A 4,770-nucleotide genomic window follows, 5' to 3' on the forward strand; every position below is an offset into this window, starting at 1 on the left:
GATACTCTTTGCAATGGAATTTCTACTCTGAAAGTAGTCCCTTTGCCTACTTCACTGGCAAAATTGATTGTTCCACTATGAAGGTCTACAGACTGTTTAACAATTGATAATCCTAAACCTGTCCCTACTATTTTACCCACATTATTTGCTCTGTAAAAAGATTCAAATAATTTTTTTTGATTTTCAACTGGAATACCTATTCCTTTATCCTCGATCAGAAAAATAGCTCTTCGATTGTTTAAAGTTAACTGAAAATTAACCTCTCCTCCTCCAGGTGAATACTTAATAGCATTTGATAATAAATTATTTAAGATATGGCGAATTAGTTTCTCATCTATCAAGAAGAAGATTACATCATTTTTGTTGGACTTAGGTTGAGATTTCTCTTGGAATTTTTTGTTAACTGTGAAATTTATTATATGTTTATCACTAGCAGTAACTTTGATAGATTCAGTAATATGAGAACAGACTTTAATCAAATCAACAGGTGCTGGTTTATATTTCAATTTTCCAGCATCTGCTTTACCAATAAATCGGACATCATTTAACAATTCAAGCATTTCTTGTGTAGACTCTTCAATATATACTAAATATTGATCTTTTTCAGCTTCAGTAATTTCAGAGTCATAGGATCTTAGTAATTGAGTAGATAATAATACTGTATTTAGAGGATTACCAAATTCGTGAGTCACCATAGAAAAAAAGCGACCTCTTAGCTCTCTTAGATCTCTTTCTTGTTCCAAAGCTTGACGTATTTCTTCTTCCTCTTTTTTGCGCTCTGTAATATCTCTACCTATATAAACAAAATTATATATTCCTTCTACATTAGTTTGAATCACTGAACAAGAAAGTTCAACAATAATTGTATCTCCTGTTTTATTCTGACAAATTAATTCTACATCTTGAGAAATTTGTTCTTTTAAAAATAAATATTTTTGGCGTGCTCTATGTAGTAATTCTTCTTTGGGAATAATCATAGAAATCTTTTGACCTACCAATTCTTCTTTTGTATAATCAAACAAAATTTCCGCTGCACGGTTAACAGTTTTAATTATCCCTGAACTTGTTGTTACTAATAAAGCATCCGCCATAGAAGTAATAATTTTATTGATATAATCCTCAGAAGCAGCCAAAGAACTTAATAAAAGATTAGATTCATTTGAACTTTGAATTAACTGCTGCTGCATTACCATATTTTCCGTTACATCTTCGACTAATACAACTAAATTTTTTTCTCGCAAATTTTCATTGAAATCTGTAATTATAGATATATTGATATACAAAGAAGATTTATTCTCTAAATACCTAGCGACTCCTTCATATTCAAAACTTTCTCTCTGCCCATTCATCACTTCCTCTAAAAGTTCTTCAACTCCTGCTAATTCTGGAAAGCTATTACGAATATCTTCACCTAAAACTGCTAATTCTGGAGGAGCGGCAAACCTGTTTAACCCATAAGATACCTCTAAAATTTTTAACTCTGAATTAATTATCAAATACTCTATTTGACGAGATGCTAAAAGTTTTTTCAATCGGTTAATCATGGGTTATTTCAGTTATCAGTTATCAGTTATCAGTTATCAGTTAGTCTCCTCCGGAGGAACTACACTAATAGTACCTCTGCAATAAGGAAGCTTGACATTAAGAATATTTTTCCCTTTAAAAGAGGAGATTTCAGACCACAATTTCTCAGTAATTTCCATTATTTATTTTGGCATAGATAATTTTATCAAAATAATTAGGTCGTGCAACCCCGCCTTTTAAGGCGAAATATTTTTGGAGGTTTGCTCAAATACTCGTTACAGAAATAACTTCTGACTTCTGACTTCGTTAATCATCCTATTTTTTCTAGCATTCTATATGATAATTTATGGAATATATCATCTACATTATCGCCAGTTTTAGCCGATGTAGAATATGTCGCTATAACTCTTTCATCTTCCTGATGCTCTAATTTTGACAATAGTTGATTGATTATTTCTGCATCAACTAAATCAGACTTATTCAAAGCCAAAATTGCTACACTTTTAGGATTTACTGATAAAAATAAATCTAATCTTTCGGAAAGGTTTTCGATAGTTTCTTGACGAGTTACATCTGCTACAACTATTGCACCACTAGCTCCTTGTAAATAACTAGGAGCGATCGCCTTAAATTTAGTATGACCTTCTAGATCCCAAATTAATAGCTGCAAAAAATCATTTTTTTCTACATCTGTTTTGGGTAAATCAACTTTTTTACGAGAAATTTTTACCCCTACTGTAGAAAGATATTGGTCGCTAAACTGTCGATCGACAAACTTACGAATAAGACTAGTTTTTCCCACACCAAAATCACCAACAAGACAAATTTTTTTCGATATCATATTTTCAGCTAGTTGTCTTTTTCATTTGGTTCAAACAACTCAAATGTTACGCACCTACTTAATAATAGTGGTTGATTGTACTCCACATCTTGAGGAGAGTTTGTTTGTCCAATTATTTCTAATCGTCTGGCATCCACTCCCTGTTTCACCAAAGCATCCCTGACTGTATAAGATCGTTCAACGGCCAATTGTTCGTTGATATCGGGATTGCCAGTACGATCTGTATGACCTACTATCCTAAGATGTTTTTGAGGATATTGGGTAAGAAATTCTTTTATCTGGGCCATTGTATCTATATATACAGGCTGAAGTTGGGCTGAACCTATATCAAAGTAGATGCGAGTTTTCAGTTTCAGTGGGCTGAGTTTAGTTGTACTGATTACAGATTCTACTCCAGGAACTTGCTCTATTTTACGAATAATTATCTGAGAATCAGCCATATCCATTACTGTTCCTTTGACTGTCACTCTACCTTTTCCATCTTTTCCATATTCAGTGCTAATGGACACACCTTCCATTTGATTTAATACTCTTGTAATTCTACCTACCTCATCACTTATTTCTGAAGCATCGTGTGGTCTTCTAGCAGTTATTATTTGATTATTTACTTCTAAATCGTAGAATCTAGCTTCTTTTTTAGCTATCTTTGCTGCTCTATTTCGTAGATTTTTATTTGGCAGTTTTCCATATAGAATTAAGGAACCTTGCTCTACTTTTGCATCTATTCTATAAATAGCCAATTCAGGAATATTAGACCAAGCTTCCCTAGTTCTTGCTTCAATACCACGATAAAGTCTACTGTAATATTGATAGATACCCCAAGGTATTAATATTAAACCAAAAATTAATCCACAAACCATTAACAAAGCGGTGGGAGTTTTAGAAACTTGTAATTTCTGATTTTCTTGTACCTCTTCTGTTTCAATTAACGACTTTAATAACAACTGAATTGAGGGAGGAATAGTATCAGGGTCTCCTTCAAAATTTTTAATATATTTACCATAATCAATAATAATATTACTCAGAACTTGACGTAATTCTTTGACAAATGACTTGTTTGTTTGCCCTTTTATTACTACGGCTAAATAACAATATCCCGCAACTTCTAAGATTATTTTTGAATCTCCATATTCAATTTCATTTAGCTCAGAAATATCTCCAGACTGAGCAATACAATCATTCACAAAACTCCGAATAGCTGTTAACATTCCTGCTAACATTTCTGATTCTAATCTATCTCGTCCAGAACGTTGAGCTTCAGAAATTACTAAGCCAGATTCTTTGTGAATGAGAAACACTGCTTGGACAGTAAAAATCCTTACTTCTGAGATGATTAATTCTGCATCTGAAACTCCTTGGAAACTTGCTTGAATTTTACGTCTTATTCCTTTGAAGCTAAAAGTCTCTGAAATTCTGTCGTTAATTTCTCGAATTTCTTCTGTCATGTATTTAGAAATGGTACTGCCAATGACAGGATATAAAGCATCTACTATAGAATTTTGCTCTAAGGTAATTTGATCTTTAATTGCTCTACCCATTTCCGGTGCTAATGCTTGAGAAATTTGTCGCCGGTCTATTCTAATTTGTTCTCTAATTGCTGCTCCCATTTCTGGTCCTAAAGCTTTGGCAATTTCTTGGGGATAATTCTGTATTGCAGCAGAAATTGCTACTGGTAATAATGGTGCTAATACTTCACTAATTGACTGTTTGTCTTGTTCTGTTTTTTTAGTAATAATAATGTCTATGATTGGCGCTATTGCATCTGCTATTATTTGAGGTTCTTGTTTGATTTGTGCTTCTATTGAAGGTGCTAATAATGGAGCTAATGATGAAGTTATTGCCTGTTTATCTTGTTCTGTTTTTTTGGTGATAATAATGTCTATGATTGGCGCTATTGCATCTGCTATTATTTGAGGTTCTTGTTTGATTTGTGCTTCTATTGAAGGTGCTAATAATGGAGCTAATGATGAAGTTATTGCCTGTCGATCTTGTCTAAATCTTTTTTGTATAGCTTGCTCAATAACTGGGGCAATTGTCTCTATAACTTCTCCTTCTGTTTGACCTAAAAGTAAATTTTCTGAAAATAAAGGAGTTAGTACATTATTTAATTCATCTTGGTTTGTATTATTAGTATTAAAACTTTTGACTACCTGGCTAGTATTTAGTTTTCTAATTAACCCGGCTAGTTGCGATCCAAATAAAATATTTTGTAAAGCCTCAAAAGCCTCTAATTCTGCATCGTATTGTTGGTGGTCGTCTGATAATTCAGATAATTTCTGTGGAACAAGTAATGGTTTTTCTATACCTTGCTCTTCTACTTGATTATTAGTAGATTTACCCTCAACATCGATAATATTATCCCGGTCTTGTTTTGGTTGTTTTGTGATGTTCTGATGGATTGATTT

At 32.8% G+C, this 4,770-nt stretch carries 3 protein-coding genes; all 3 read right to left on the minus strand.

Features of this window, described 5'->3' with window-relative positions:
* Positions 1–1,544: sensor histidine kinase (locus AC3DU7_RS21655; RefSeq protein ID WP_488041374.1), on the minus strand; the 1,544-nt coding region annotated here is incomplete at its 3' end.
* A 290-nt stretch (positions 1,545–1,834) separates the two neighbouring features.
* Positions 1,835–2,365: a Rab family GTPase gene (locus AC3DU7_RS21660; RefSeq protein ID WP_488041375.1), complete on the minus strand. Its 531-nt coding sequence runs from the start codon at positions 2,363–2,365 to the stop codon at positions 1,835–1,837.
* Between the two features lie 8 nt (positions 2,366–2,373).
* Positions 2,374–4,770: OmpA family protein (locus AC3DU7_RS21665; protein WP_488041376.1), on the minus strand; the 2,397-nt coding region annotated here is incomplete at its 5' end.

Source organism: Okeania sp., from assembly GCF_983059655.1.

Coding starts and splice junctions, on each gene's coding strand:
- AC3DU7_RS21660 (WP_488041375.1), bottom strand. CDS start 2,365: ATGATATCGAAAAAAATTTGTCTTGTTGGTGATTTTGGTGTGGGAAAA.